Source organism: Streptomyces vulcanius (genome assembly GCF_042653945.1).
GTDB lineage: Bacteria > Actinomycetota > Actinomycetes > Streptomycetales > Streptomycetaceae > Streptomyces > Streptomyces mangrovi.
In genome coordinates, this window is record NZ_JBHSFK010000023.1 from 1 (window position 1) to 21,212 (window position 21,212).

22 protein-coding genes are annotated in these 21,212 nt (G+C 71.5%); 5 read left to right on the plus strand and 17 right to left on the minus strand.

Annotation, left to right across the window (positions count from 1 at the left end; all coding sequences use genetic code 11):
* Positions 1–2,290 (plus strand): M4 family metallopeptidase (locus ACFPIH_RS30965; RefSeq protein ID WP_385877872.1); only part of this gene is annotated, 2,290 nt, incomplete at its 5' end.
* Positions 2,291–2,371: 81 nt separating this feature from the next.
* On the opposite strand, the gene ACFPIH_RS30970 is transcribed toward ACFPIH_RS30965, so the two are convergent.
* Genes ACFPIH_RS30970 through ACFPIH_RS30980 form a run of 3 tightly spaced genes read right to left on the minus strand, consistent with a single transcriptional unit; the run spans position 2,372 to position 4,457 of the window.
* Complete coding sequence (locus ACFPIH_RS30970; protein WP_381175680.1) at positions 2,372–3,130, minus strand: dienelactone hydrolase family protein; 759 nt, start codon at positions 3,128–3,130, stop codon at positions 2,372–2,374.
* 56 nt (positions 3,131–3,186) lie between these two features.
* Positions 3,187–3,810, minus strand: coding sequence for an L-threonylcarbamoyladenylate synthase (locus ACFPIH_RS30975; protein WP_381175683.1), 624 nt, complete (start codon positions 3,808–3,810; stop codon positions 3,187–3,189).
* Positions 3,811–3,866: 56 nt separating this feature from the next.
* The gene (locus ACFPIH_RS30980; protein ID WP_381175686.1) at positions 3,867–4,457 is read right to left on the minus strand and encodes a TetR/AcrR family transcriptional regulator; all 591 of its coding nucleotides are present in this window, start codon (positions 4,455–4,457) and stop codon (positions 3,867–3,869) included.
* Positions 4,458–4,552: 95 nt separating this feature from the next.
* Here ACFPIH_RS30980 and ACFPIH_RS30985 point away from each other — a divergent pair, with 95 nt between their 5' ends.
* Positions 4,553–6,091 carry a helix-turn-helix domain-containing protein gene (locus ACFPIH_RS30985; protein WP_381175689.1) on the plus strand — a complete coding sequence of 513 codons (1,539 nt, stop codon included), beginning with the start codon at positions 4,553–4,555 and terminating at the stop codon, positions 6,089–6,091.
* A gap of 128 nt (positions 6,092–6,219) precedes the next feature.
* On the opposite strand, the gene ACFPIH_RS30990 is transcribed toward ACFPIH_RS30985, so the two are convergent.
* The 10 genes from ACFPIH_RS30990 to ACFPIH_RS31035 all read right to left on the minus strand — a co-directional run bounded on the left by ACFPIH_RS30990 (position 6,220) and on the right by ACFPIH_RS31035 (position 14,660).
* Positions 6,220–7,443 (minus strand): cytochrome P450 family protein, encoded by a 1,224-nt coding sequence (locus tag ACFPIH_RS30990; protein ID WP_381175692.1) that lies wholly within the window; start codon positions 7,441–7,443, stop codon positions 6,220–6,222.
* Positions 7,440–8,678: a cytochrome P450 family protein gene (locus ACFPIH_RS30995; RefSeq protein WP_381175695.1), complete on the minus strand. Its 1,239-nt coding sequence runs from the start codon at positions 8,676–8,678 to the stop codon at positions 7,440–7,442. The genes ACFPIH_RS30990 and ACFPIH_RS30995 overlap by 4 nt, the downstream gene beginning before the upstream one ends.
* Positions 8,675–9,298, minus strand: coding sequence for a GTP-binding protein (locus tag ACFPIH_RS31000; RefSeq protein WP_381175698.1), 624 nt, complete (start codon positions 9,296–9,298; stop codon positions 8,675–8,677). Before ACFPIH_RS31000 ends, ACFPIH_RS30995 begins: the two co-directional genes overlap by 4 nt.
* Complete coding sequence (locus ACFPIH_RS31005) at positions 9,270–9,632, minus strand: DUF742 domain-containing protein (protein WP_381175701.1); 363 nt, start codon at positions 9,630–9,632, stop codon at positions 9,270–9,272. The genes ACFPIH_RS31000 and ACFPIH_RS31005 overlap by 29 nt, the downstream gene beginning before the upstream one ends.
* Positions 9,629–10,051 carry a roadblock/LC7 domain-containing protein gene (locus ACFPIH_RS31010; RefSeq protein ID WP_381175704.1) on the minus strand — a complete coding sequence of 141 codons (423 nt, stop codon included), beginning with the start codon at positions 10,049–10,051 and terminating at the stop codon, positions 9,629–9,631. Before ACFPIH_RS31010 ends, ACFPIH_RS31005 begins: the two co-directional genes overlap by 4 nt.
* On the minus strand, positions 10,048–11,442 hold the full coding sequence (locus tag ACFPIH_RS31015; protein ID WP_381175707.1) for an ATP-binding protein: 1,395 nt from the start codon (positions 11,440–11,442) through the stop codon (positions 10,048–10,050). The genes ACFPIH_RS31010 and ACFPIH_RS31015 overlap by 4 nt, the downstream gene beginning before the upstream one ends.
* 251 nt (positions 11,443–11,693) lie before the next feature.
* Entirely contained in the window at positions 11,694–12,170 is a 477-nt protein-coding gene (locus ACFPIH_RS31020) for a hypothetical protein (protein ID WP_381175710.1), read from the minus strand.
* 156 nt (positions 12,171–12,326) lie between these two features.
* Positions 12,327–13,670, minus strand: coding sequence for a DUF3500 domain-containing protein (locus ACFPIH_RS31025; protein ID WP_381175714.1), 1,344 nt, complete (start codon positions 13,668–13,670; stop codon positions 12,327–12,329).
* A gap of 57 nt (positions 13,671–13,727) precedes the next feature.
* Entirely contained in the window at positions 13,728–14,099 is a 372-nt protein-coding gene (locus tag ACFPIH_RS31030) for an ArsR/SmtB family transcription factor (protein WP_381176123.1), read from the minus strand.
* Between the two features lie 186 nt (positions 14,100–14,285).
* Complete coding sequence (locus ACFPIH_RS31035; RefSeq protein WP_381175717.1) at positions 14,286–14,660, minus strand: hypothetical protein; 375 nt, start codon at positions 14,658–14,660, stop codon at positions 14,286–14,288.
* Between the two features lie 240 nt (positions 14,661–14,900).
* On the opposite strand from ACFPIH_RS31035, the gene ACFPIH_RS31040 reads away from it, so the two are divergent.
* Positions 14,901–15,353 (plus strand): flavodoxin family protein, encoded by a 453-nt coding sequence (locus tag ACFPIH_RS31040; RefSeq protein ID WP_381175720.1) that lies wholly within the window; start codon positions 14,901–14,903, stop codon positions 15,351–15,353.
* Between the two features lie 6 nt (positions 15,354–15,359).
* Here the strand turns inward: ACFPIH_RS31040 and ACFPIH_RS31045 are convergent, their stop codons facing one another.
* Positions 15,360–15,806: a hypothetical protein gene (locus tag ACFPIH_RS31045; protein WP_381175723.1), complete on the minus strand. Its 447-nt coding sequence runs from the start codon at positions 15,804–15,806 to the stop codon at positions 15,360–15,362.
* A gap of 363 nt (positions 15,807–16,169) precedes the next feature.
* Between ACFPIH_RS31045 and ACFPIH_RS31050 the strand changes: the two genes are divergently transcribed.
* Positions 16,170–18,437: a M4 family metallopeptidase gene (locus ACFPIH_RS31050; protein ID WP_381175726.1), complete on the plus strand. Its 2,268-nt coding sequence runs from the start codon at positions 16,170–16,172 to the stop codon at positions 18,435–18,437.
* A gap of 69 nt (positions 18,438–18,506) precedes the next feature.
* On the opposite strand, the gene ACFPIH_RS31055 is transcribed toward ACFPIH_RS31050, so the two are convergent.
* On the minus strand, positions 18,507–19,199 hold the full coding sequence (locus ACFPIH_RS31055) for a hypothetical protein (RefSeq protein ID WP_381175729.1): 693 nt from the start codon (positions 19,197–19,199) through the stop codon (positions 18,507–18,509).
* A gap of 188 nt (positions 19,200–19,387) precedes the next feature.
* On the opposite strand from ACFPIH_RS31055, the gene ACFPIH_RS31060 reads away from it, so the two are divergent.
* Positions 19,388–19,660 (plus strand): hypothetical protein, encoded by a 273-nt coding sequence (locus ACFPIH_RS31060; RefSeq protein WP_381175731.1) that lies wholly within the window; start codon positions 19,388–19,390, stop codon positions 19,658–19,660.
* A gap of 158 nt (positions 19,661–19,818) precedes the next feature.
* Here the strand turns inward: ACFPIH_RS31060 and ACFPIH_RS31065 are convergent, their stop codons facing one another.
* Both ACFPIH_RS31065 and ACFPIH_RS31070 read right to left on the minus strand, forming a co-directional pair.
* Positions 19,819–20,865, minus strand: a complete 1,047-nt coding sequence (locus ACFPIH_RS31065) for a cytochrome P450 (RefSeq protein ID WP_381175734.1) — start codon at positions 20,863–20,865, stop codon at positions 19,819–19,821.
* 92 nt (positions 20,866–20,957) lie between these two features.
* Positions 20,958–21,038: a tryptorubin family RiPP precursor gene (locus tag ACFPIH_RS31070; protein WP_381176126.1), complete on the minus strand. Its 81-nt coding sequence runs from the start codon at positions 21,036–21,038 to the stop codon at positions 20,958–20,960.
* Positions 21,039–21,212 lie beyond the last annotated feature (174 nt).

Here is a 21,212-nt window from a genome sequence, read left to right on the forward strand (position 1 = left end):
CCCCCACCCCACCCCCCTGCGCACCGGCGGACTGTCCGCCGACCTCACGCCCGCCCAGCGGACGACGCTGATCAAGAGCGCCGAGGCGAAGACGACGCAGACGGCCGACTCCCTGGGCCTGGGCGCCCAGGAGAAGCTGGTCGTCAAGGACGTCGTGAAGGACAACGACGGCACCGTGCACACGCGCTACGAGCGCACCTACGCCGGGCTGCCCGTCCTCGGCGGCGACCTCGTCGTGCACACGTCCCCGGCCTCGCTGGCCGCCGGCACCGTGAGCACGACCTTCAACAACAACCGCCGTACGATCTCGGTCAAGTCCGTGACCGCCACGTACAGCAAGGCCTCGGCCGCGACCAAGGCACTGAAGGCGGCCAAGGCGCTCGACGCCAAGGACCCGGCCGTCGGCACCGCCCGCAAGGTGATCTGGGCCGGCGAAGGCACCCCCAGGCTCGCCTGGGAGACCATCGTCACCGGTCTGCAGGACGACGGCACGCCGAGCAAGCTGCACGTCATCACCGACGCCGCCACCGGCGCGAAGCTCTCCCAGTTCGAGGGCGTCGAGACCGGCACCGGCAACAGCCAGTACAGCGGCACCGTCACCATCGGGACCACGCTGTCCGGGTCGACGTACCAGCTGAACGACACCACGCGCGGCACCCACAAGACGTACAGCCTGAACAACGGCACGTCCGGCACCGGCACGCTGATGACCGACTCGGACGACACCTGGGGCACCGGCTCCGGGTCGAACACCCAGACCGCCGGCGTCGACGCACACTTCGGCGCCCAGACGACCTGGGACTTCTACAAGAACACCTTCGGGCGCAGCGGCATCAAGAACGACGGCGTCGCCGCCTACTCACGCGTCCACTACAGCTCGGCGTACGTCAACGCCTTCTGGGACGACGACTGCTTCTGCATGACCTACGGCGACGGCTCGGGCAGCACCCACGCGCTGACCTCGCTCGACGTCGCGGGCCACGAGATGAGCCACGGCGTCACCTCCAACACGGCGGGGCTCGACTACAGCGGAGAGTCGGGCGGCCTGAACGAGGCCACCTCCGACATCTTCGGCACGGGCGTGGAGTTCTACGCCGCCAACTCCTCCGACGTCGGTGACTACCTCATCGGCGAGAAGATCGACATCAACGGCGACGGCACGCCGCTGCGTTACATGGACGAGCCGGACAAGGACGGCGGCTCGGCCGACAGTTGGTACTCCGGCGTCGGCAACCTGGACGTGCACTACTCCTCGGGTCCGGCGAACCACATGTTCTACCTGCTCTCCGAGGGCAGTGGCAGCAAGACCATCAACGGCGTCACCTACAACAGCCCGACCTCCGACGGCGTCGCCGTCGCGGGCATCGGCCGGGCCGCTGCCCTGCAGATCTGGTACAAGGCGCTGACGACGTACATGACGTCCAGCACCAACTACGCGGGCGCCCGTACCGCCGCCCTCAACGCGGCGGCCGCCCTGTACGGCTCCAGCTCCACCCAGTACGCGGGCGTCGGCAACGCGTTCGCCGGCATCAACGTCGGCAGCCACATCACGGTCCCGTCGACCGGCGTGACAGTCACCAACCCGGGCAGCCAGTCCACCACCGTCGGCACCGCGGTGAGCCTGCAGGTCTCGGCCAGCAGCACCAACAGCGGCACCCTGACGTACGCCGCCAGCGGACTGCCCACCGGCCTGTCGATCAGCTCCACCGGTCTGATCTCCGGCACGCCGACCACCGCCGGCTCCTACAGCACCACCGTCACGGTGACCGACTCCACCGGCGCCACCGGCACCGCGTCGTTCACCTGGACGGTCAGTTCCACCGGCGGCGGTTCCTGCACCTCGACGCAGCTGCTGGGCAACAACGGCTTCGAGTCGGGCAACACCACCTGGACGGCTTCGAGCGGTGTGATCACCAACTCCAGCAGCCAGGCGGCCCGCACCGGCTCCTACAAGGCGTGGCTCGACGGCTACGGATCGACCCACACCGACACGCTGTCGCAGTCGGTGACGATCCCGAGCGGCTGCACCAACACCACGTTCACCTTCTACATCCACATCGACACGGCCGAGACCACCACCAGCACCCAGTACGACAAGCTGACGGTCACCGCCGGGTCCACCACCCTGGCCACGTACTCCAACCTCAACGCGGCCTCCGGGTACGTCCAGAAGTCCTTCAGCCTCGGGTCCTACGCGGGCAGCACCGTCGCCCTGAAGTTCACCGGCGTCGAGGACTCCTCGCTCCAGACCAGCTTCGTCGTCGACGACACCGCCGTGACGACCGGCTGACCGGCACCGCCCGACCGGCGTCCCGCACCCGGGTTCCCCTCGGGTGCGGGACGCCGTCGTCTCCGTCGTCCAGGACCTGTCCTAGGCGAAGGTGCGCTCGAGCAGGTCGAGCAGCGCCGCCCAGTGCCGCTCCGAGGCCTTCTCGTCGTACGCGGAGGTGTCCGCCTGGGTGTATCCGTGCTCGGCGCCCTCGTAGACCTCGTCCGTGTGGCGTACCCCGGCCGCCGTGAGGGTGTCCGCCAGCAGCCGGATCTGCTCCGGCGGCATGGAGGGATCGTTGTCGGCGTGGCCGAAGTACAGCTCGGCGGTGACCCGGTCGGCCAGCAGGTGCGGGCTGTCCGGTCCCTCGGCCGCGAGCTTCGCGCCGTGGAAACAGGCCGCCGCCGCGACCTGCTCCGGGTGCGTCCCCGCGGTCAGCAGCGCGAGCCGGGCTCCCATGCAGTACCCGGTGATCGCCGCCGGGCCTTCCGCCACCAGGGGACTCTCCGCCAGCCAGCGCAGATAGACCGCCGCGTCCTTCATCGCCAGGTCGTTCGTCAGGGACTGCATGATCGGCCACACGCTGCCGAATATCTCCGGGCGGGCGGCGGGGTCGATGAACTCGGGCAGCTCCACCACCGGGGCGCGCCCGTGGCGGTAGAACACGTTCGGCGCCAGCACCGTGTAACCGGCCCCGGCGAGCCGGTCGGCCATCGCCTTCAGATGCGGGCGCAGTCCGAAGGCGTCCTGGTACAGCAGCACACCCGGCCGGGGCGCCCCGTCCCCGGGATGGACCAGATAGGCGTCGGCGACGCCGTCCTCGGTGGGGATGTCGACGGCGGTTCCTTCTACAGAGGTCATGACTCATCGTTGCACGCACCACCGAACCGCCATCGAGGGCCCCGCCCCCGGGGGACCTACTCGAACCGCGAGGTGTCGCCCGCCCCGCGCCGCACGATCACCGCCTCGCCCTCGGAGAAGTCGATCACCGTCGTCGGCTCGGTGCCGCAGTCCCCGGAGTCCAGCACCGCGTCCAGCACATGGTCGAGCTGGTCCTTGATCTCCCAGCCCTGCGTCATGGGCTCCTCCTCGCCGGGCAGCAGCAGGGTGCTGGACAGCAGGGGTTCCCCGAGCTCGGTGAGCAGCGCGTGGGTGACGACGTGGTCGGGGATGCGCACGCCCACCGTCTTCTTCTTCGCGTGCTGGAGCATGCGCGGCACCTCCTTCGTCGCCGGGAGGATGAAGGTGTAGCTGCCGGGCGTCGACGCCTTGATCGCGCGGAACACGTCGTTGTCCACATGCACGAACTGGCCGAGCTGCGCGAAGTCCTGGCACACCAGGGTGAAGTGGTGCCGGTCGTCCAGCTTGCGGATGGTCCGGATCCGGTCGATGCCTTCCTTGCTGCCGAGCCGGCAGCCCAGCGCGTAGCAGGAGTCGGTGGGGTACGCGATGAGCGCGTCGTCCGCCCGGACGGCCTGGGCGATCTGCGCGATGGTGCGCGGCTGCGGGTTGTCGGGGTGCACGTCGTAGTACTTGGCCATTGACCGAGCTTATGCCGTGCGCCGGGCCCATGGTCCGTCCGTACGGCCCGGTGCGGTCAGCCGTTGCCGCCCAGCAGATGCGCCCAGCTGTCGGCGAGCAGCCCGAGCGCCGCCGCCGGGTCGGCCGGTCTGCCGTGCCGCATCCAGTACCGCGACAGCCGGTCGAGCTGGGCGAGCGCCAGGAAGCCGCGCATCCGCCGGGACGTCGGCTCGAAGCGGCCCGCCTGGTCGAGGCCCGCCTCGATGCCGGCGACCACCTCGTCGAACCACCCCTCGACCAGCTCGCGCACCTCCGGGTCCACCGCCGCCGCCTCGTGTGCGGCCAGGACGTACGGCCGGGTCCGCGGCCACCGGTCCGCCGAGGCCCGCAGCCAGTCCGCGATCCCGTCCCTTCCGCCGTCGCGTACGACGGCGACGAGCCGGGCGGAGTCCCCGGCCGAGAGCTCCTCGAACTCGCCGCACAGCTCCTTCATCAGCGCCGTGCGCGAGGCGAAGTAGGCGTAGAACGTCACCCGGGTGGTGCCCGCGGCCCTGGCGATGTCGTCGACCGTCGTCCCCGCGTAACCGCGCTCGCCGAACAGCTCCAGCGCCGTCGACAGCAGCAGCCGACGGGTCATCTCCTTCTGGGCTGCGCGCAGCTGGGCCACGGGACATATGGTACGACAGGTGCATGGGGTAACGTCCTGACCGGAATTCAACGGTTCGGCCCCGACGGGCCGCGAGATACGAGGAGAGCGCCGACATGGCCGGGCAGGACGACCGGAACCGTCACCCCGACGAACCGGACGGCTTCGATCCGACCTGGGCGCAGGAACTCCTCGACCTGCTGCGCCCCACCGGGTCCGACATCCGCAGGATCGTCGACTGGCTGGCCGGCACCCTCGACGCCGCCGTGGCCCTGCGCGACGGGACCGGCACCGCGCTCGCCGGAGTGCCCATGGCCCTCGACGAGCAGCTGGCCGCCGACATCCTGGGCGGCCGGCTCGCCTCCGCCGCCTGGGAGGGCGAGGGCCGCTTCCTGCGCCTGATCCGGGTCGAACTCCCCGGGCCCGGCACGGCCGCGCTGCTCGCCGTGTCCCGCACCGCCCCCTTCGACCGGCGCGCCGCCGACGTCGTCACCCGCACCGCGACCGTCCTCGAACTGCTGCTGCGCGCCCAGCGCACCGCCGCCACCGGGGACCGCCTCGCCCGCGCCACCGCCGACCTGCGGCTCGCCATCCTCCAGCTCCTCATGGTCGAGGACACCGTCGCCGCCCGCCGGGTCGCCGCCGGACTGTGGCCCGGCCTGCTCGACACCGACACCGCCTGCGTCTACGTCGTCGAGAGCAGCCCCGAGGACCGCGACCGGCTCGCCGAGGACTGCGTGGCCGCCACCCACGACCAGGCCCTCGTCGTCCGCTGCCCCGCCATGGACGGCCATGTCATCGTGGTCGTCCCCGGCGACGGCGCCGCCGCCGCGCTGCGCGCCCTGTGCGACCGCAGGCCCGACGCGTTCCTCGGCGGCAGCACCCGCCAGAGCCTCGCCCGCACCGCCACCGCCTACGGACAGGCCGTCAGCGCCCTCGCCGTCGCCCGGTTCCGCCCCGACATGACGGCCGTCTACGCCGAACGCACCCACCCCGAACTCCTGATGGACCCCGAGGCGCTGCGCGCCTGGACGACCCGGCTGCTGCGCCCGCTCGACACCCTCCCGCACCACACCCGCGCCGAACTCCTCGCCACCACCCGGCTCGGCCTGGAGTTCACGGCGGTGAACGCGGCGAAGGTGCTCGGCGTCAGCCGCAACACCGTGCGCGCCCGCATGGAACGCGTCGAGAACCTGCTCGGCACCGACTTCTCCGACCTCACCGTCCGGGCCACCGTCCACCTCGCCCTCAACACCCAGGTCGGCATCGCCGAGGACCCCACCGGCCGTACGACGGCCCCCGCGCGCCTTTCCGACCTGCTCACCGGACCCGCCCTGGGCGCTTGGGCCCGGGACCTCCTTGTCCGCCTCGACGCCGACGCCCGCGACCTGCGGCGCACCCTGCGCACCTGGATCGCCGCCGGCGGCAACGCCGAACGGGCCGCCCAGCTGCTCGGCGTGCACGCCCAGACCGTGCGCGAGCACGTCCGCAGCGCCGAACCCGTCCTCGAACACCAGCTCCTCGCCGGCGGCAGCGACCTCTACGAGGTCGTCCTCGCCCACCTCGCGACCGGCGAACTCGACCACCCCGACCTGCCCGAGCGCCCCGGGAAGGCGCAGGAAACGGGCGATTGGGACTCACCTGTGCACAGGTGAGTCCCCGGCCCCCGCGAACGGGCACCGGCACGATTCACAACCCGGTGACCAGGGACGTAACTTCGAGGAACCGCGGGGGTGCGACCGGCACGGGGGTACCGGTCGCCCTCCTGTGGAGGCGGCGGCCCTCAGCCGCGCAGCAGGACCGGGATCTCCTGCCAGCCGAAGGCGATGAACGAGGGCACCTGCCGCAGCTCCCCGGCCGCCGGGTCGAGTCGCAGGTCCGGGAACCGGTCGAACAGCGCCGGAAGCGCCGTCAGCGCCTCCATCCGGGCCAGCGGAGCCCCGATGCACCGGTGCACACCGATCCCGAACGCGAGATGGTCGTCCGAGGCCCGCGCCGCGTCGAAGACGTCCGCGTCCGCGCCGAACCGCTCCGGGTCCGCGTTGGCCGCCGCGTACGTCGTGATGATGGCGTCCCCGGCCGGGATCGTCACGTCGCCCACCTTCAGATCGCTCACCGCGAACCGCAGCGGCAGAGTGGCGATCGACGGGTGCACCCGCAGCGTCTCGTCCACGACCGCGTCCCAGCCGATCTCCCCGCGCCGCACCGCCGCCAGCTGCTCCGGCGCGCGCAGCAGCGCCACCACCGCGTTCCCGATCAGGTTCACCGTCGTCTCGAACCCGGCCCCGATCACCAGCAGCAGCGTGTACAGCAGCTCCTCGTCGCTGAGCCGGTCGCCCTCCTCGTCGCGCACCCGGATCAGCTCGGTCGTCATGTCGTCGCCGGGATGCTCCGCCTTGTACGCGATGAGCCCGCCCAGCACCGAGCCGATCTGCTCCTGCACCCGGGCCGCGTGCTCCGGGGTCGGATCGGTGGTGTCCATGATCGCCGCGACCAGCCGCACATGGGCCTCCCGCTGCTCCTCCGGGACGCCGAACAGCTCGCAGACGATCCGCATCGGCAGCGGGTGGGCGAACGTCTCCTTCAGGTCGACGGCGTCCCCGCCCGCGTCCAGTGCGTCCAGCAGCTCCGCGGTGATCGCCTCCACCCGGGCGCGCAGCGCCTCGGTACGCCGGTGCGTGAAGCTCGGCGCGACCAGCCTGCGCAGCCGCGTGTGGTCGGCGCCGTACGCCGAGAGCATGTTCACCACACCGATCCAGCCGAGCACCCAGCCCCAGGACGGGTGTTCACCGAGCTCCGGCCACAGCCGCCAGTGTGTGCGCGGGTCCTTGCTGACCTGCGGGTCGAGGATCAGCTCGCGCAGCGTGTCGTACCCGGTGGGCGCCCAGGCCGGGATCCCGCCAGGCAGCTCCACGGGCACGATCGGGCCGAGCGCGCGCAGCCGGGCGCTCTCGGCGTGCACGTCGCTGCCGAACGGGTCGAGGGCGATGCGGTCGGTGACGGTCATGACGGGTCTCCTGAGGGGTCGGCGGCCCGGGGGCTGAAACGGACGGGCAGCGCGGTGAGCGAGCGGTTGAACGGGCCCGGCCGCCAGGCGAGCCGCTCGCGGGGCAGAACGGGATCGAGGTCGGGCAGCCACTGGGTGAGCCGCTCGATGGCCTCGGTGACGATCAGCAGCGTGTGCTGCTTCACCGGGCAGGAGTGCGCACCGGCGCCCCAGGACAGATGCGAGGCGTCGTTCGGATGCCGGCCGGAGACGATCTCCCGCTCGGCGAAGAGCCCGAGCGCCCCGTACGACACCACCACCGGCACCGCCTCCCGCAGCCACACCCCGTGGAAGGCGACGGGCCTGCGCACGTAGTAGATGCCGTAGTTCGACAGCGGCGTCTCGTGGTGCAGCACCTCCACGACCGCGTCCATGACCGGGCGGGCGCCGCTGGTGAGGGTGGAGTAGTAGTCCGGGTTGCCCAGGATCCTCGACAGCGTGTTGGACAGCAGGTTCGCGGTCGGCCCGTAGCCGGCGCCGAGGGTGAGGAACACCTGCCAGGTGACCTCCTCCGGGGTCAGCCCGGCCGGATGGTCGAGCAGCCGGCTCGGCAGGTCGTCGCCGCGCCGCTCGGTCTTGGCCGCGATGAGGTCCAGCACGTACTGGGCGTACTCCGCCTCGCCCTCGCCCGCCTCCGCGCCGCCGTCGATCATCTTGCCGACGCACCAGTTGAGCCGGTCGCCCTGGCTCTGCGGGAGCCCGAACAGGTCGTTGAGCACCAGCGCCATCAGCGGCTCGGCGAAGTCCCCGACCAGGTCGGCCTCGCCCTTCGGCCCGATCCGGCCCACCAGCAGCCGCACCGCCCGGTGCACCCGCTCCCGCAGGTCGTGCGGTTCCACCAGGTCGAACACATCGATGAGGGTGGCGCGGTAGCGGACGTGCGCCGCTCCGTCGGCGAACAGCGCGTTGGGCCGCCAGCGCATCATGCCGAGCACCGGCGAGTCCTCCGGCACGGTCCGCTCCCACGCCCGCGGGTCGTGCGAGAACGTCTCGTCGTCCTGCAGGACGTCCAGCGCCGCCCGCCGGTCCGTGATCAGGTACGCGGGCACGCCCGGTGCCAACTCGGCCCAGCCGATGGGGCCCTGGGCGCGCAGGGCGCCGTAGTAGCTCCCCGGGTCGACGGCGAAGCCGTCCTCCCACAGCCGCACGGGCGCCGTGCGGAAGAAGTCCTTGTGGTCGGCGGGAAAGGTGGTCACCGGGCCTCCACCGGGTCACGGGTGATCAGATGGTCGACCAGCGCGAGAAGCGCGTCGATCGAGGAGTTCGCGTCCCGCGCGTCGCAGGTCACCATCGGCGTGCCCGGCTCCAGGTCCAGGGCCCTGCGCAACCGGTCCTCGCCGTGGTGCCGGGGCGCGTCCGGGAAGTCGTTGAAGGCCACCGCGTACGGCAGCCCGCTCTCCTCCACCAGGCCCAGCACGTCGAACGACGCGTCGAGGCGCCGGCTGTCCACCAGGACGAGCGCGCCGAGCGCCCCGTAGGCGATGTCCTCCCACAGCGCCCGGAACCGCGCCTGTCCCGGCGTGCCGAACAGGTACAGCACCACCCCGCCGGGCAGGCTGAGCCGGCCGAAGTCGACCGCGACGGTCGTCGTCGACTTGTCCCGCACCCCGGCCAGGTCGTCCACCCCCGCCGACGCCTCGCTCAGATGCTCCTCGGTGTGCAGCGGCCGGATCTCCGACACCGAGTCGATCAGGGTCGTCTTGCCCACCCCGAACGGGCCCGCGACCAGGATCTTGACGAGGTCGCGGGCGGTGTCGGGGAGATGGATGCCGTCGTGCGCGGGGCGGCTAGTCGTGCTTGAGGGCGCGGAGGCCATCGGCCACTCTCTTCAGCAGGTCGGGGTCGAACCGTTGGGCGGGCGGGATCGGTGGCCGGGCGAGCACCAGGCTGCGGTCGACGAGGTCGGCCGCGAGGACCCGCACCGCGGACACCGGCAGCCGCAGCAGCGCCGCAGCCTCCACCACCGCGAGGGAACCCCGTTCCAGGGCCTCCAGCAGGGCGAGTTCGGCGGCGGGCAGCTCTTCGGGCCGGTCGTCGCCGCTGAGGGCGAGCACCGTCAGCCGCTCCATGTGCGGGCCGCAGGCCCGGGTCACCCCGCCGGTCGACAGATAGGCGGGGACCAGGGGGCGGCCGGCCGGGCGCCCGGTCACGCCGACGCGGTGTCGTCGGCTCCTCGGGGCGCGGCGGCCATGGCCTTTTCGCCCAGCCGCGCCACCTGGGAGTGCACCCGGTGCGCCAGCAGGTCCAGCCGTACCTCTGCGTCGCCGTAGGCGGCGACGCAGGTGCCGTGGTCCGTGGGCACGATCAGCACGTACCCGAGGTCGGACTCGATGACGATCTGCCGTACCTCGGCCCGCTCCCGGTCGGCGAACGCCGCCGCCGCCGTCCGGCACGCGCCCTGCACCGTGCTGGTGATGGCGGCGACCCGCTCGGCCGACGGCTGCGACAGAGCGTCGGTGTACCCCGTCACCAGCCCGTCCCGGGTCAGCATGACGGCGGCCATCACGTGCGGCACCTGCAGGATCGGCTCCAGCACCCATGCGGTGTCGCCCGTGTCGCGGCTGGTCATCTGGCCGCTCCCCCTTCTGAGTGGTCGTTCTTGACAATGTCGGCGTCGGCGTCGGCATCGGCGTCGGCGGCGTCGGCCGTCCCGGCCCGCGCGGCTGCGGTTCCGGACTGCAGCGCCCCGAGCGCCGCCGCGGCCTCCTCCGGACGGGGTGCGGGGCGCGTGGGCGCCTCTTCCCCGGCTGCGGCGGCCCGGCCTCGGCCGCGGCGGCGGCGCTGCGGCAGGCCGTCGGCGTCGGCCGGGCCCTGATGCCCGGAAGGCTCCGCGACCGGGCTCTCGGTCCCGTACGCGTGTGCAGTGGCGGACCGTGCCGGCGCGGCCTTGCGGGTGGTGCGCGGCGCGCTGGCCGCCGGGGGCCGCTGCTCGGGGTCGATGCTGCTGAGGAGATGGCTTTCGACCCGCAGCACCGCGCGCACCCCGCCGTACGGGGAGGCCGAGGTCAGATCGACGGTCAGGTCGAACTGGCGGGTCAGCCGGCCGACCGCGGCCAGCCCCATGCGCGGCGGATCACCCAGCTCGGTCAGCAGGATAGGTTCGTCGCCGGCCACCAGCCGCTGGGCGCGGTCGCGTTCGTCGCGCGTCATGCCGAGACCCGCGTCGTCGATGGTCACGCACACTCCGTGGTGGACGTGCTCGAGACCGACCACGACGTCCGTGTCCGGGGAGGAGTGCCGCAGCGCGTTGTCGAGCAGCTCGGCGACGATGATGGCGACGGGCTCGACGGCGTGCGAGACCAACGCGGTGCCGGGCTCCAGGTGGTTCTGGACCTTGACCCGCTGGTAGCCCGCGAGCCGGGCCTGCCCGCCGGTCACCGCGTCCACCACGTGGGACTCCTCGCGGGCGAGCCCGACCCAGGCCCCGCAGACCACCGCGGCGACCTGGGCGCGCCGCAGCGACTGCTCGTTCTCGTGGTCGAGCCGGAACAGGGTCTGCGCCAGCTCCGGGTCGTCGTAGCGCTGTTGCAGCCCGCGCAGGGCGTCCTGGAGCCGGTACAGGGCCGCCTGGATCTCCCGGGTCGCACCCCGCATCCCGGCCTGCGCCGCGGCGTCGACCTGGGCGCGCTGGGCGGCCACCTCGGCCTGCATGGCCAGCAGCACGTTCTCCAGCGCGATGCCGAAGGGGGTGCCCACGGTCAGCGGCTGGAGTGTGCCCGGCACATCGAGATGCGGATGGGCGACCTGCCGGGCCGCCGCGGGCACGCGCTGCGCGGCCAGATGCTCGACCTCCGCCTTGAACGCCCGCAGGGTTCCGTCGAGTTGGGTGCGTAGGGCGGTGATCTCCGCGCGCTGCCGGGTCTGTTGCCGTCGCGAGCGCAGCAGCCCGCCGCCGAGGGCGAGCGCGGACAGTGTGCCGGCCGTCAGGCCGCCGGCCACCAAGTCCGGTAATTCCATCATCGATTCGGTTCCAGAAGGGTCGGGCGTCGTTCCGGGGTGCTCGGGGTGAGCAGGGCAGGAGAGGGCCCGGGACGTAGGTACCGGGCACGTGCAGCACAGTACACACCGTCATCGACCGATCCCGCGCGGTTGAGTAAGACTTCGCTCCGAAAGCGCCAGGCTTCTGTTCACTTCTGTGCCGAGTGTCGGAAATTCCCTCGGCGGTGAGTGAGTTGAGCGGCTCGCACTCGGGGCTCGCCGATGGGGGCTCGCTACTCGGCTTCTCCGGCGCCCGGCGGGGTCAGCAGCGCCAGTGTGCCGTTGGCCTGACGCAGCGCCAGCTCCAGTGTCACGGGCGCGTGCAGCGCCCCGGTGCCGGCCGGCGGCACGAGCCACTCCAGGAACCGGGAGGGCCGGTACGGCGGCGGCACCGCGACCCAGGATCCCCGGCCCGCGTACCGCAGCCCCGCGCCGACCCAGCGGCTGTCCGGGTCCGGCGGCAGGAAGAAGCCCACCCGGTGCGCCGCGGTGTCCACCAGCGTCGGCCCCGGCACGGGCAGCCCCGGCTGCCACAGCAGGTCCAGGGCGAGCAGCCCCAGCCGGTCCGGGACGCTCAGCACGTCCCAGTACCGGCCCGCCGCCAGCAGGGCGATCCCCTCGCCCCGGTCCCAGTCCCGTTTGCAGACCCGAGGGTCCTTCGCCGCGGCGGAGAGCCACTCCACGCCGCGTTCCCAGCTCACATCAGTCATCGTCCGGCTCCGTCACACAGACACCAGGGCCCCTGCATGCTGGTAGATATTTCTACCTGGCGGAAGGGGTGGCGCGGCCTGGCGTTTCGGTCTGTTTCGTTCGAGACCCGTACCCCCGTTCGCCCCGCCGTCCGTCACGAACGCGAACGGTACCGATCAGTGGTCGTTCTCCAGGTGCAGCTTCAGCAGGTCCGCTCCGTAGTCGGCGCCGTTGGGGGTGCGGACGATGGTGTGGATGTGCTGCTGGGTGGGGGTGCCGCCCGGGCCGCCCATGCCGCCGCCCCCGTTGCTGTCCTTGTTGCCGTAGGCGAGCGGGGACTGGGCGTCGTACTCGATGAGCACGACGGGGCTGTGCACGCGGTAGTAGAAGGCGGAGGAGTCCTCAGTCTCGCCGATCCAGTAGAAGTAGGTCTCGGCGAGGTGGTCCTCGACCTCCCGCATCCTCACCTCGGCGTGACCGTCGGCCATGTTGCCGACGTACACCCGCACCAGGTCGAGCAGGTTGTCCTTCTGGGTGTCGGTGAACCCGGAGGCGATCAGGCCCTGGTGGGCGAGCTTCAGGTTGTCCTGCCCGGCGCCGGCCCTGAGGTTGTCACCGGCCTTGGTCTCGGAGGAGATGACCTGCCCCCGCTGGGCGTCGGTGAGCGACCGCAGCAGGGTCAGGCCCGCCTGGGTCTCCTTCCCGAAGAGGGCGATCTTCTCGCCGTCGTAGGTGGCGGAGGTCGGCTCGGAGCCCATGAAGGTGGGCGTCATGACCACCTGGTCGCCGAGGACGAAGTAGTTGATGGCCACGTGGTGGCCCTCGTACTGGAAGCCCCACGGGTCGGTGGTGGACGGGGTGCCCATGAAGGTGAAGAAGTAGGCGCCCTCGGTGAGGGTGTCCCGGCCGCCGCCGCTGTAGTCGCCCAGGAAGGCGTTGAGCTTCATGATGTTGCGGGTCTGGGTGAGCCCGTCGGCGGACAGGGCGGCGCCGAGCAGGGCGTAGCCGAGGTTCCGCTGCTTCTCCGTCAGGTCGCCCATGCGGGCACCCTGGCGCTCGTAGCCGTCGACGTTGCTCCACTTCAGCCACTCGTCGTCGTCGACCTCGAAGACGGAGGCCTTGCGCTCCTTCGAGGTCAGCCCGTCGAGGAAGGCCTGCGCGGCCTTGACGACCTTGTCGGTCGACACATCCGTCGAATGCACCGCGTGGATGGAGTACAGGCCGTCGGCGACCTTGCCGTCGGTGGTGACCCCGACGAAGTCGGCGTACTTGACCTCGCTCGCGCCGGGTCCCATGCCCCCGGCCCCGCCGCCGGGTCCCCCGGAGGGCATGCCCGAGGGCGGGCCACCGTAGGACCCGGCGGCGTTCGCCGAGCCGGAGGAGCCGGAGGAGTCGGAGGAGCAGCCGGTCATGGTCGCCATCGCGGCGACGCCGCCGGCGAGCAGCGCCTTGTTCATGAACCAGAGGCGGCTGCGCTCGGCTTCGGGGGTGCGTGGTCGGTGTCCGTGGCTTCCGTGCATACGGATCAACGTTCACGACAAACCTGAAGCAAACCTGAAAGCGGCCGTACGGTCCCGTCAGCGCGGTACCGGCCCGCCCTGCGGAACCGCCACCGGCGGCGGGTCGGCCTGCCGCAGCTCGGCCAGCAGCTCGTTCTGCCCCGCGAGCAGTTCGGTGAGGATACGGCGGGCCGCCCGCAGCAGCTCGGCGACATCGCCGCCGGCCAGCGCGTAACTGACCGTCGAGCCCTCCCGGATCTGCACCACGATCCCGGACCGGCGCAGCACGGCCAGCTGCTGGGACAGGCTCGACGGCTCGATCTCTATCTCGGTGAGCAGGTCCCGCACGGCGACGGGGCCGCCCTGCAGCAGCTCGAGGACCCTGATGCGCACCGGGTGCCCGAGCATGCGGAAGAACTCGGCCTTGGCCTGGTAGAGGGGGACCTGCATGGTCAATCGCTCGCTCCTGCCGCGTTCGATGGGGTCCTGGGGCACGATCCTGGTCGCTCGGCGCTCCGCACACCCCTGTCATGCGCCGATCTGGATGTGCTCAGCTCCCGATATGCCCAGCTCCGGATGTGGCGACATGAAGAAATCTGCAAGTAGTGGGCATGCGAAGCCGAGGACCGCGCCCGGCTACACCTCGAGCTCGTTCTCGATCCGCTTCAGCTGGTGGCGGGCCATGGCCAGGTTGGAGCGCCCGCGGTCCAGGACGAGATAGATGAACAGCCCGCTGCCGTGACGGCCCTTGACCAGCCGGATGAGGTGGTACTGGCTGCCCAGGGTGATCAGGATGTCCTCGATCTCGCCCTTGAGACCCAGGTGCTCCATGGTGCGGACCTTGGCCCGGATCACATCGGTGTTGCCCGCCGCGGCCACGCCCAGGTCGAGCTCCTTGCCGCCGCCCATCGTGCCCAGGGCCATCCCGCTGGTGTAGTCGACGACGGCGGCACCCACCGTGCCCTCGATCGCGGTCATCATCTCCTTGAGTGAGACTTCGACGTTCGCCATGGGGCTCCTCCTGCCGGTTGCGCGGGCCAGGACTCCTCCGGTCCCGCTCGTGCTCCCGAACGTACGGAGCACGTCCGCCTCGGTGCGCGGATGCTCCGGGACTGGCCCGGGAACCTTCGGAACGCGAAGGTTCCCGCACCTTTTTGAACGCGAACAGACGAGACTTGAGCACATCGGCGGTGACACGGCCCGGCGGTGTCGCTTGCGGAGGGCCCGTTCCGGCAGGCAGGGTTCGGTGCCGTGCCCACCTTGCTGATCGTCCACCACACCCCGTCCCCCAACTGCCAGGCGCTGTTCGAGGCGGTGGTCGCGGGCGCTACCGCTCCGGAGATCGAGGGCGTCCGGGTCGTACGGCGGGCCGCCCTCGCCGCCACGGCCTCCGACGTCCTGGAGGCCGACGCGTACCTGCTGGGCACCCCGGCCAACCTGGGCTACATGTCGGGCGCCCTGAAGCATTTCTTCGACCAGGTCTATTACCCGTGCCTGGACGCCACGCGGGGCCGACCGTTCGGCTACTACGTGCACGGCGGCAGCGATGTCACCGGCGCGGTGCGCGCGGTCGAGACCGTCACCACGGGGCTGGGCTGGCGGCGCGCGGCCGAGCCCGTCACGGTCACCGGGGAACCGGGGAAGCCGGACACGCAGGCCTGCTGGGAACTGGGCGCGACGCTGGCCGCCGGCCTCATGGAGTGACCCCCGTCAGTTCCACAGCGGATACGTCATCACGGGTGCGAACTGCGCCGGCCGGTCGCCCGGGTAGGTGAGGGTGATCCGGCTGTAGTGCTCGACCCGGGGGTTCTTCTTCCACGGCTCGGACCGGTCCAGCTTCACCACCACGGGATACCGGTGGAAGGTGCCCACCGCGCAGTACGGGTCGCAGTCGTTGACGACGTTGATCCCGGTGGCCCGCGCCGAGTCCGTGCCCCAGTTGCTCCAGTGCAGCGAGACGAGCCGGCTGTTGCCGTCGCCGCAGGCGAGCAGGAAGTCGGCCGGACGCACCTGCGGGTGCCAGAGGCAGTCGACGAGGACGGGTGTGCGCACCTGCTGCCGGGCCGCGGGCGGCGAGCCGGCGGGCGCGGCCGAGGCCGTTCCGACCGCCGCGGTCAGTCCCAGCGCCGCACAGAACATCACCGCTGTCCTCGTCATGTGTCCTCGCATGCCCCGACGCTACGACGATGCGCGGTGGGGGACCACTCGAACGGCCGAGCGGCGGACGGGCACCCCGTCGGGCACGGCCGAAAATCGGTGCCGAGAGCGGCAATTTGCCTGACGGCCATGGTCAATTCAAGCCGTTGTTTTGGCATTCTCATGACAAGACTGTGCGCGCGGTGCCACTCTTCTGCCGAAGTTCACTGATCCTTCACAGCTTCACCACGCGGCGCAGCCGCAGCACCACCCCCCACCTCCTTCCACCCGCATGCCGTGCAGCGCTCCGGACCGGCGCACCCCGCCGCTCCGTCCGTCCACGGCCCCCACCACGGGCCGACCGTCGTACCGAAGGAGAACCCGTTGCCCCTGCGACACCGTGCCTTCCTCCGGCGCAGACGCGCCACAGCAATCGCCCTGACCACCGTCGGGACCCTGCTCGCCCTGGCGGCTCCCAACGGCGCCACCGCGGCACCCGTCGACCCGGGCCCCGCGAAGATCACCGCCACGCCCCGCGCGGGCGCCGCCCAGACGTCGCTGACGCCGGCCCGCCGCACCGCGATGATCAAGAGCGCCCAGTCCTCGGCCACCGACACGGCCCAGCGGATCGGCCTCGGCGCCAAGGAGAAGCTCGTCGTCCGGGACGTCATCCAGGACGCCGACGGCACCACGCACACCCGCTACGAGCGCACCTTCGCCGGGCTGCCCGTCCTCGGCGGCGACCTCGTGGTGCACGCCAAGAGCGGTAGCACCACCGTGACGAAGGCGAGCGGGGCGACTCTCGCGGTGCCGTCGCTCACCCCGAAGCTCTCCGCCGCCGACGCCGCCGGCAAGGCCGTCACCGCCTCGAAGAACGCCGAGGCCAAGGGCTCCGAGACCGGCAACGCACCCCGCCTGGTCGTCTGGGCCGGCACCGGCAAGCCCGTCCTGGCCTGGGAGACGGTCGTCGAGGGCGTCCAGCAGGACGGCACGCCCAGCGAACTCCAGGTCGTCACCGACGCGACCACCGGCAAGCAGATCCTCGTCGAGCAGAAGGTGGAGACCGGCACCGGCACCGGCCAGTACAGCGGCACGGTCCCGCTCGGCACGACCCTGTCGGGATCGACGTACCAGCTCACCGACGGCGAGCGCGCCGGACACAAGACCTACGACCTGAACCAGGGCACCTCGGGCACCGGAACCCTCTTCACGGACGACAACGATGTCTGGGGCACCGGACTGCCGTCCAACCGCCAGACCGCCGGTGTCGACGTGGCCTTCGGCGCCGCGGCCACCTGGGACTACTACAAGGACGTGTACGGCCGCAACGGCATCCGCAACGACGGTGTCGCCGCCTACAGCCGCGCCCACTACGGCAGCAGCTACGTCAACGCCTTCTGGCAGGACAGCTGCTTCTGCATGACGTACGGCGACGGCTCGGGCAACACCCACCCGCTGACCGCGCTCGACGTGGCCGCCCACGAGATGAGCCACGGCGTCACCGCCGCCACCGCCAACCTGACCTACTCGGGCGAGTCCGGCGGCCTCAACGAGGCCACCTCGGACATCTTCGCCGCCGCCGTCGAGTTCTACGAGAACCTTCCGGCCGATCCCGGCGACTACTTCGTCGGCGAGAAGATCGACATCAACGGCAACGGCACCCCGCTGCGCTACATGGACAAGCCCTCCAAGGACGGAGCCTCGCGCGACGCCTGGAGCTCCACCCTGGGCAGCATCGACGTCCACTACTCCTCGGGCCCCGCGAACCACTTCTTCTACCTGCTCTCCGAGGGCAGCGGCGCCAAGACCGTCAACGGCGTCGCCTACGACAGCCCGACCTCCGACGGCCAGGCCGTCACGGGCATCGGCATCGAGAACGCCGCCGCGATCTGGTACCGCGCGCTGACGACGTACATGACCTCGTCGACGAACTACGCCGGTGCCCGTACCGCCACCCTCTCGGCCGCGTCCGACCTGTTCGGCGCGTACAGCCCCACCTACCTCGCCGTCGCGGACGCCTGGGCCGGCATCAACGTCGGCGGCCGCATAGCCCTCGGCGTCAACCTCGCCCCGATCGCCGACCAGATCAGCGGCGTCGGCCAGGCGGTCAGCTACCAGGTGGACGCCTACACCACCAACACCGGCGCCGGCCTCACCTACGAGGCGACCGGGCTGCCCGCCGGCCTGAGCATCAGCCCGAGCGGTCTGATCACCGGCACGCCGACCACCCTCGGCACCGGCGACGTCACGATCAAGGTCACCGACAGCACCGGAGCGTCCGTCTCGGACACCTTCAGCTGGCGGATCGCCTACGTCTACGCCAGCGCCACCCGCGTGGACATCCCCGACAACGGGGCCGCCGTGGAGTCCCCGGTCACCATCGCGGGCCGTGACGGCAGCGCCTCCGCCACCACCTCGGTGTACGTCAACATCGTCCACACCTACATCGGTGACCTGACCGTCGACCTCGTCGGCCCGAACGGCACCGTCTACTCCCTGCTCAACCGCAGCGGCGGCTCCGCGGACAACGTCGACCAGACCTTCACGGTCAACGCCTCCGCCCAGCCGCTCAACGGCACCTGGAAACTGCGCGTCCAGGACCGTGCGTCGATCGATGTCGGCTACATCGCCCGCTGGCAGCTGACTCCCTGACACACAGCCGGTAGCCACACCGCAGCACACCGCCGCCCGGGCCCGCAGGGGTCCGGGCGGCGGTGCGTGTCAGCCGGGAGGCGTGACGTCGGGGCCCGCGAGATGGGTGAGGGGGGTTCCGTCGGCCCATAATCGCAGGCGGGGGCCGTCGATCAGATAGGTGTGGCCCTGGCGGGCCGCCCAGGCCTCGTCGCGGTGGGTGAAGGTGCCGCGGTGCACGACGAGGCGCAGGGCCGGCCCGCCGTGCCTCCGGGTCCTGGCCCGGCAGGAGCAGGCCGTCTCCTCGTCGGGCAACGGCTCGGCCACCGGGCGGAACGCCACGTCGAGCAGCCGGCCCCGGGCGTCGCGGGCGGCGAGGTGGAGGGTGTCGTGGCGGGGCGGCGGCAGCACCCGCCAGCCGTCCCTGCGCAGGATGCGGGCCACCGCCACCACCAGCGTCGGCATGTCGAGGTCCGCCAGCTCCTGAGCCGTGTAGTGGCCGCCGCGCCGGCGGGCGCCCGGACGTGACCGGCGCAGCGCCACGGCGGAGACGGCGGCGAGTGCCACGACGGCCGCGGCCGCGGCCCAGCCGCCGACGGCGCGGGAGAGGAGTACGAGTCCCACGACGGCCGCGCACCCCAGCAGGGCCAGCAGCGCGAGCGCGGGCAGCACCTCCCGCAGCCGGGGGCCGTCACGGCCCGCCGCGCGCAGCTCGCGCACGGTCCGACGGCGGCGGGCCCACGCCGATCCGTCCCGCGATGCGTGCTCCCGCCTGTCTGCCATCAGGGTCGGCCCCCCAGCCCGGATACCTCGATGTGTGACCAGGAGCGGGATACCCGGCGTCGGCGGGCGGATTCGGCGGATGCCTCCGTGCGCCCCTTTTCCGCGCCGACTTGGCCGAAGTCCGTCTGTCGCCGGACCGGTTCCGCTTCCGGGGGCCGTTGTCAGTGGTGGATGCCAAGCTGCCGGTCATGGACGAGAAGGAGTTCCTGCAGGGCAGGGTCTACGGTGCCGACCACGAGGACGCGGGCCCGCGCCCGGACCGCACCTACGCCGAACTGGTGGGGGGCCCGCTGGACGGGCTGCTGCTCGACGTGACCGACCGGTCCGACCACGATCCGGGCGAGGTGGCGCTGACGACGGAGATCGGCCGCTACGGTCCCGGCGGCCGGGCCCTCTACGTCCGGCGCGCAGCCGACACCCGCCGCTTCGACTGGCAGGGCGACACCCCCGGCACGCCGTGACAGCGCAGGTGCGCGGAACGCATGGCGCCGGAACACGCATGGCGCCGGGACACACGTCGCGGCGGGGAACACGTCACGCCGGAACACAGGTCACGACGGAACACAGGTCACGCCTGAGAACACGTCACGGCGGGGAACACGTCACCTCTGAGAACACGTCACGTACGGATCATGCGCACGTCCACCACGCTCATCAGGCCGGCCAGCGGCACCCTGGCGGCCGTCTGGCGCGGGTCGGGGGCGAGACCGTTGTGCCGGGCGATGTCCAGCATGCGTTCCGCCAGCGGCAGCACCATGTGCCGGCCCCAGCAGCGTTCGTTGGCGTGGCCGAAGGGGAGATAGCCCGGGGTCGAGTCCGGGTCGAGATCCTGCCACCGCTCGGGGCGGAACACGTCCGGCTCGTCCCACAGCGCGGGATCGCGATGGGACAGCAGCGGCAGCATCAGGACGTCGTCCTCGGCACGAATGCGTGGGTCGAGCAGCGCGAACTCGGGGGAGGCCACGCGCAGCAGGTTCCAGGAGACCGGCAGGAGCCGTAGCGACTCGTGGACGATGTGCCGGTTCGGTGTGTCCGGGTCGAAGGGCGCCCCGAGCCAGAGCGCGTTCGCGACCAGCGCCGACACGGTGAAGCACACCGGTGCCGCAGCCCTCCGGTACATCCCCAGCGCGTGCCGTCGCTCACCGTACGTCGAGGCCTCGCCGAGCCGGGCGCCGAGCTTCGAGACCCGCGCGAGTGTCCCGGCGCGCGGTGGGAGGGCGGCGCCCGCCGCCACCACCGTCCAGGTCAGCTTGGGCGTCCATTCCAGGCGTCGGTCGACGAGCACCTTCAGCCGGTACGGGTCGCCGCCGAAGACGGTGTCGCGGAGATGGCGGTGGGCCACGTGGGGCCAGTTGCCGGAGAGGTCGGCGGACAGATCGACGGGCTCGGCGAGCGCGGCACGGACGTCCTGGCCGACGGCCCGCATGACCGTCGACGCCTCGGTCCGCGGGATCGACCGCCCCAGCAGGGGTTTGAACGTCGGCCGTTCGAAATCGTTCGCGGGCCGGCTCGCCATGATGTGCTCGATGAGCCCCGCAGAGGCGACCCCCACGGTGTCGGATTCGAGGCGGAACACGTCATCCCCGAGATGTCCGTCGAGCAGTGCGCCGATCCGCGGGCTGAATTCCACCCGGCGGCGCTGTGTCAGAGAAGGCGACGATGGCATGGCGTCTCCAGTCGGGACCGTCGGAAGGGGAAAGGCGTGCACCCGCGTCCACTGCGGGCGCACGCCCTTCGTTCAATCGCTCACCAGCGGCTTTAGAACCAGATGTACCAGGCGTAGGCCTTCAGGCTCTTCTCACCGGCGATCTTCCTCTTCAGGGCCCCGATCATCTTCATGGAACGCCTCCATTTCGACGGAACTGACGCGGAAACGGAATGAGTAAAACCCCGGTTCTGAGACCCGTCAACGGTGACGGGAAACACGTGGTGGCATCACGCCAGAATTCTCGGGGCAGGTGTGAATTACGCCGTGCGCCCTTGAGTAAAAGCCTATGCACTCTCGGGCAAAAA